At 47.8% G+C, this 3,996-nt stretch carries 3 protein-coding genes and 1 pseudogene; all 4 read right to left on the reverse strand.

Annotation, left to right across the window (positions count from 1 at the left end):
- On the reverse strand, positions 1 to 1,453 hold a 1,453-nt coding region (locus tag OEM52_14325), incomplete at its 3' end, for a hypothetical protein (GenBank protein MDK9701312.1).
- 9 nt (positions 1,454 to 1,462) lie between these two features.
- Positions 1,463 to 2,932 carry a hypothetical protein gene (locus tag OEM52_14330; protein MDK9701313.1) on the reverse strand — a complete coding sequence of 490 codons (1,470 nt, stop codon included), beginning with the start codon at positions 2,930 to 2,932 and terminating at the stop codon, positions 1,463 to 1,465.
- Positions 2,933 to 2,980: 48 nt separating this feature from the next.
- On the reverse strand, positions 2,981 to 3,700 hold the full coding sequence (locus OEM52_14335; GenBank protein ID MDK9701314.1) for a hypothetical protein: 720 nt from the start codon (positions 3,698 to 3,700) through the stop codon (positions 2,981 to 2,983).
- Positions 3,700 to 3,996, reverse strand: a pseudogene (locus tag OEM52_14340) (secondary thiamine-phosphate synthase enzyme YjbQ). Before OEM52_14340 ends, OEM52_14335 begins: the two are co-directional and overlap by 1 nt.

Below are 3,996 nucleotides of genomic sequence, written 5' to 3' on the forward strand. Positions count from 1 at the left end.
CCCATGTCGTTCGATAAATCGGTAACGAACCTAAGCGTGTGTCGGACCACATAAACAACAAGTGGTTGCCATTTTCACGGCAAAGAGGTTGAATTTGTCCGCCGATGGAGAGTGAATCCGTGATGCTCTTACCATTCGCAATCCATAACGGCTGTCCATTTGAGCCGATCCGCTGAGCATAGCTGTCTTGTTCCGGGGTCGAAGCTACACGCTCATCTTCCCATACAACAATCGCCCCGCCATGTCCGTCGGATGCCAATCGCATTTCGCGTTGGTGTGAGGGTAATACACAAACGGGGGCGCCATTTGTTCCCCAAAGTCGGTTTATCGAATTCGAGCCGGTTACTTTGTTGATGTAGATGTCTTCGTTCGAGTTTGCACTTGGATCAGTCCGGAAATCCTCCCATGCCACAATACAGGTATCTACTGCTGAATAAACAATTCTTGGGTTTACCTGATCGCCTTCCACATTGGTCAATGCAACTCCGGAATCTGCTGGCGCCCAACGGGCCGCGCCAAGAGAGTCGATTCGCTGCATAAACAATTCTGGATTTTGCTCACCGGGGGGAGTATTTCGCCATGCAAGAAATGCCCCGCCGCGACCATCGGGTGCAAGCTTTAGTTTTGCCTGTTCCCCGGGTGCTGTGATTAAAGCATGCCCGGTCGAATCGAATTGTAACGTTCCATTGGCTCGCATTCGCTGGATGTAAACATTCGGGTCACCAGAGGTACGGTTATCAACCCATGCGATCCATGCCCCACCTCGATTATCGATATCAACGGTGTACTCCCCGTTGTAAGGTTGACTCGCTGCTGCGACTGCAACCGGTGTTCCGTTCGACCGGAATCCTGGGGCAAGTTGCCCATTACTCAACAATCGGGTACCCCAGATATCGGCGCTTAATCCACGACGAAAATCTTCCCAGAACAACAAAACTCCTCCGGTTCCACCATCGGGCAGAATTCGAAGATTGATTTGGATATTATTCGCTTCTGCAACTACAACAGCTGAAGTACTGTCGGATTGGTTCGCTGTCCATGCACGTTGTCCAGTTGTCGTAATTTTCTGGGCATACACTGCCCCGCCTTGTGCATCAAACCGATAATCGATCCAAGCGATAACACACCCGCCCTCAACCATTTGGAGCACTGGATCTTCTTGTCGACCGGGACCGTCGTTGACGGTGGTAGTCCAAAGCAGATTACCGGCGGCATCCACTTTCCCCATATACAAGCCGCGAAGACCGTTGCGGGTATCGCTCCAAGCAAAGTACCACGAACCATTTTCGCCCGCTGTCATGGCGCGCTGCCATTCAAGGTGGGTTCCTTGACGAATCCGGACGCCTGACGAATCGTTTGGCCGTTGCAAATTATTCTGCCCAAACTGTGCAAAGGCAGTTGGAACCAGCAAACCGGCAGCCAATACTAGCACCCAGAACAATGGTTTCCTCATTCTTTCCTCCTAACTTCCTTTAGTAAACATGCGTTGTAACGTCATCGGATTTGTCAGCGGTTCTGATTGTGTTCCTATAGAAACCAACACACCGCTTGGTGAAGGATTCCGCCAATCGATCCGAAGTTCGTTCCACCATTCTGACAAAACAATTCGCCAGTCGGTTGGAATTACTTGTTGCCAATCGACTCTCAACGTGATATCGCGTTGAAACATATAAATGATCGCCGAAACCAAACTTACACTCGCAAGGGGCTTTCGCAAAATTTCTACGCCGAGCGAACCAAGTAGCTGGTCGGCAATCCTTTCCCATTCCGGGTTATTAGTGATACGTGACAATTGAATCGAAACTTCTGCCATGATTCCAGTTTCCCTGAGAGCCGGTGTTCGACCATGAATCACCGAGTTTACCGGGAACCAATCGAGAGCGCCAGTCGGAGCCTGATATCGTGCAATGGTAAGTGCTGCAACAGTTTCCGCCCGAGAGAGCCAGCGGGCATCACCGGTTACATTGTAAAGATGCAGCGAAGCTTTGAAGAACTGAATAAAATCACACAAATCTCCTTTATCACCCTTATCGAAATCGGGAGAATCTGCATTTATTAGCTTTCCTTTACAACCGTAAATGCTAAAGCTTGCATCTCGCCACACATTTTCCAGTAGATTCTCGGCTGCTTTCCACCATTGAATTCCCAACACCCAGCCAATCTGTAGGAATGAATACGCGACTTCTGCTTGCTGGGCAGGTGATGTAGCGCACGTAGGATGTAACTCATCCAAAGTTTCATCCAAAACTTTATTAGAGTATTCGTAATATCCTGTTTCAGGAACGAAATATTGTTGTACACTGTCGGCTAGTATTTCTAATCGCTGTACAGCTCCTTGCTCGGCAGCAATAATTGTGTGTCGGGCAGCAACTTCAATTAGAATTACCATTTCAGATAATGAGAGTCTTATCGGATCTAATGACCTAAGCTTATGCCAAAAATGCTCCCAGAGGCTCATTGCATCTGGTTCCTGACGGAAACGAGACAATAGCAAAGCAGTCGTTACATCGTTCCGCTCCAATGGAGTCGTTATCACAGGCGACCAGTTTGTGATGATTCGATCGAACCACTCCCGCACAAGTAGTGTTGTAATCTCAAAGTTCTGAGTAGAAATTTCTTCGTCTTTCGAGAGCAGAGAAAGCAACTCATCGTGTTTCTCTTCCCAAGCTGTTTGTAGCATCTTGACACGACTTGCAAGGTCACCAACATCGTCAACGACGATTGCAGCAACGCGGCGCCAATCGTTATTCCACGCGACGAGACAGGGAAATTGTTGTAGCTGAAAAATTGCCAGTAAATCAGGGCGTTCTTCGCACCAAACCCAATCGATTTCCAGAAGAATATCTTTCAAGGCAAGTCGAAACGGATGAAATCCACCACTTGGAGGGTGTTCCGCTGAGAAAAAAAGGGCAAAATGAAGTGGCTCGTTCATCGGGATTGCTTTCGTAACTGTGCGAAGTTTTTACTATTGGACAGAAAGCTACCTGAGTCGAAGATACGAAATAATGTTCCGCAATGTATCAGACGGCAGGGCATTTACAGAAAAAAACGCCATTCGTTCCGATGCCGAAGTGAAGGTTGAATTTCTTACTTTTATCGCAATACTGGCAATTGTTCGTTCCGGTTGATAGCGGATTTCCGGGGCATTGCTCAAACCGAACCCATGACATTCAAAGCAATATTGTCGAAAACTGATTTCTCCCCGAACCGGGTCACCTTCGTCGTAAATCGATTCATAGCGGGCGGTATCGTAAGTTGTGGAGTTCACAAAATAACGTTCGGTTTGAAATGTACGGAGGGTATCGTTGAAAACAGGTGATATCGAATTGAAGTAAACATTCATGGCAGACCAGGTTTCGCCATTCTCTGTGAGTGGTTGTCCATGCATGAACAGGTCGATACAACGATTGACGGCTCCCCGAAGATTGTAAGTCGATGTTCCCCAATATCCTGTTCGATGAGCGATATTCTGCAACGGGTAACCGACATAAACTTGACCGGGAACAACTCGGTCAGTTTCCGGCGGAGTGTGACAGGTTATACAGCGAAATCCATTTCCAACTGACCCAAGCGCAATGTCTTCGGTGTAGAGCTTTCCGGTTGCAATTAGATCGGAAGTGTCGGTCGGGTCGTCACTCTCACAGGATGCTAACAAGCCTGCGAAGAGGATACTCAGAACTAGTAAAAGGAAGTAGCGCACTATTCCCCCATAACTTTAACGATGATCCGTTTCGACCGTTGACCATCAAACTCAGCATAGTAAACTTGCTGCCAAGGACCTAAATCAAGTTTACCTTTCGTAATCGGTAACCAGACTTCGTGTCCGATTAGTAAATTCTTCAAATGGCTGTCACCATTGGTTTCTCCGGTACGATGGTGGCGGTAATCAGAGTACGGCGCTAATCTTTCCAGCCACTCGTCGATATCGGCGATTAGTTCTGATTCGGCGTCGTTTTCCTACACCCCTGAAGTTATATGCATTGCTGTGATTAATCC

It is taken from the genome of bacterium, from assembly GCA_030247525.1.
Lineage (GTDB): Bacteria > Electryoneota > JAOADG01 > JAOADG01 > JAOADG01 > JAOTSC01.

Bases quoted from the DNA above. Each gene is read 5' to 3' on its own strand.
- OEM52_14330 (MDK9701313.1), bottom strand. From the start codon at position 2,932: ATGAACGAGCCACTTCATTTTGCCCTTTTTTTCTCAGCGGAACACCCT.